Source organism: Longimicrobiaceae bacterium (assembly GCA_035936415.1).
In the GTDB taxonomy this organism is placed as follows: domain Bacteria; phylum Gemmatimonadota; class Gemmatimonadetes; order Longimicrobiales; family Longimicrobiaceae; genus JAFAYN01.
In genome coordinates this window covers 1-2,698 of the sequence record DASYWD010000384.1, presented here as the reverse complement: position 1 = coordinate 2,698, position 2,698 = coordinate 1, and the positions used below count along the sequence as shown (strand labels likewise).

General features: G+C 75.8%; 2 protein-coding genes. One reads left to right on the top strand and one right to left on the bottom strand.

What is annotated here, in order from left to right:
* On the bottom strand, nt 1-2,114 hold a 2,114-nt coding region (locus VGR37_15525), incomplete at its 3' end, for a M14 family metallopeptidase (protein HEV2148814.1).
* A 200-nt stretch (nt 2,115-2,314) separates the two neighbouring features.
* Here VGR37_15525 and VGR37_15520 point away from each other — a divergent pair.
* A partial coding sequence (locus tag VGR37_15520; GenBank protein ID HEV2148813.1) for a hypothetical protein occupies nt 2,315-2,698 on the top strand: 384 nt, incomplete at its 3' end.

The following is a 2,698-nucleotide window of genomic DNA, read 5'->3' as shown; positions in this document are numbered from 1 at the left end:
GTGTCCGAGGGCTCCGCGCGCGTCTTCACCTCCGCGAGCGCGGCGACGGCCTGCGCGCCGCCCGCGGACGCCACCAGCCGCCCGCCGGCCTCCACCCACGCCTTGAGCGCGTCCTGCGCCGGCTTCCCGAGCGCGGAGCCGAACGCGTCCGGGACCACGATCACGTCGTACTTCGAGAGATCGGCGCGGGCGAGGTCGCCCGCGAGCACGGCGGAGAAGGGCACCCCCAGCTCCTGCTCCAGGAAGTACCAGAAGGCGCCGTACGAGGTGGCGCTGATCCCCTCGCCGCCCACCAGCGCCACACGCGGGAGCCGCAGCGCGACGACGTTGGAGCTCCCCAGGTCGATCCCGTCCTCGCTGAGGCCGCTCCGCACCGGGACCACCGCCCCGCCCAGCCCGGCGGCCGCCACCCGCGCCTGCAGCGAGTCGTTCCCGCCCGCCGGGATGAACCAGGTCCCGGCGGCGTACCGCTGCCCCCCGAAGGTGGAGGGCCGGGCCAGGACGCGCGCCCGGCCGCCCGCGGCCAGGAAGCGCACCAGCGCGGGGGCGTTCCCCGCGCCCGCGGGGACCAGGTACCCGTACCCCGCCGCCGGGGGCGCGGGGCTCGCCGCGTCCCCCGCCGGCACCGGCACGGGGCTCCACCCCGCGTTCGGCGTGGAGCCCACCCGGTACGCCGCCACGCCGTAGGCGTAGGGGATCGACCAGGCGCTCACGTCGTACGAGTACTCCGCCTTGAGCTCCGTCTCCGGCTGGAGCAGCGTGGTCGCCAGGCGGCCCCGCGGCTGGCGGGCGCGCACCCGGTACGTCCCCGCGGGGAACTGGCCGCGCACCTCGAACCCGGGGTGCGCCGTGGCCCGCGCGCCGAAGCCCTGCGACGCCCGCTCCACCTCGACCCCCTGCCGGCGCAGGTGCGCCACCAGCGCCTCCACCCGGCTCGGGTCCGGCCCCGGCACCAGGAGGTAGTCGGAGGCCCCCTCCCCCACCGTCCGCTGCCCCGCCGCGAAGTCCCGCAGGAGCGCGGACTTGCCGGCCGCGGCGGTGCGCAGGGTGGCGTTCCCGGCGACCCGGTGGTGCTCCGCGCGGTCGCGCAGCGTCAGCGTGTCGCCGTCCGTCTGGCGGAAGGCGAGGCCCGCCGCCCCGTGTCCGGCCTGCTCGTACGTCATCCCGATGGCGCCGGTGAGCGAGGGCCAGGAGTCGCCGTAGCCGGGGTAGAAGAGGTCGAACGACTCCGCGGTGTAGTACTCCCACCCGCGGGCGTCGAACGCGCTGGCGTTGGCCTCCCCGAAGCGCTTCCCCCAGCGGAGGACGTGCTCCGGGTAGATGGGGTTGATGGGCGCGGTCGCCGGGAAGAAGAAGTACGTGGAGTTGGGCGACATCTCGTGGAAGTCCACGTGCACCTGCGGGTTCCAGCGGCCCCAGGTGGCCAGGCGCGCGCGGGTCTCCGGCTGGGTGCCCCAGCTCCAGTCGCGGTTCAGGTCGAAGAGGTAGTGGTTGAAGCGCCCGCCCGGCCACGGCTCCCGGTGCTCGCGCGCCTGCGGGTCCGGGTTCGGGGTGGCGCCCACCACCGAGGTGAACCAGTTCACGTAGCGGTCGCGCCCGTCCGGGTTGGCGACGGGGTCGATTACGACCACCAGCGAGTCCAGCGCCCCCGCCACCTCCGGCGCCCCGCGGGCCAGGTCCCACGCCGTCCACATGGCCGCCTCGCTGGACGAGCTCTCGTTGCCGTGCACGCCGTAGGAGAAGAACACCACCGCAGGGTTCGTCGCGGCGATCTGCCGGGCCCGCTCCGCCGAGGTCTCCGGGCGGATCAGCTCCGCGTTGGCGGCCAGGATCGCGTCCAGGCGGCGGAGGTTCTCCGGGGACGCGACGACGAGCTGGAAGAGCTCGCGCCGCTCCGGCGTGGTGCCGTAGGGGCGGTACTCCACCAGCGGCGAAGCGTCGGCGAGGGCGCGGGCGTAGTCGCGGACCCCCGCGTACGGGGTGAAGTGCCGGCCCATGGCGTAGCCGTGGAACGCCTCCGGGGAAGGCGGAGCCTGCTGCGCCGGGGCCTCCGCGACCGGGAGGGCGGCGAGCGCGAAGGCCACCAGCGTGCGCCGGGCTGTGCGCTGGAGCATGCGAACCCTGAGTTTGGGGTGGAACGGGGTCGGACGGGCGACCGAACGAAAACCGCAGGAAGCTAACTCCCCCGCTCGGGGGCCCGCAACTCCGCGCCTTGACACGTCCGGGACCCGGAAGTAGCCTCCCTCGCCCGGTGCGGCCCGCCGCGCCGGGATCGTCGCGCGCCCGTCGTCCACCCTCCCCTGCAGGATCTCCCGTGAAGCCTCGCGCCCTGCTCCTGCTCCTCGCCCTCGCCGCCCCGGCCGTGCTCGCCGGCTGCCGGGACGAGTACCCCGGCACCCTCTCCCGCGAGAAGTTCGTGGAGGTGAACCTGGCGCTCCGCACCCTGGGCGGGGCAGACGCCGACTCGCTGCGGACCGCGGCCGACTCGGCGCGCGCACGGGCGGCGGTGCTGAAGGAGCACGGCGTCACCGAGGCGGAGCTGCAGGCGTTCGTGGACGCGCGCCGCAGGGACACCGAGGCGCTCTCCGAGACGTGGCAGGAGATCGCGGACCGCCTCGCGCGGGCGGACTCCGCGGCCCGCGCCGACTCGATCCGGGCCGACTCGCTGGCGCGCGCGGACACCGCGGCGGCCCCGGAC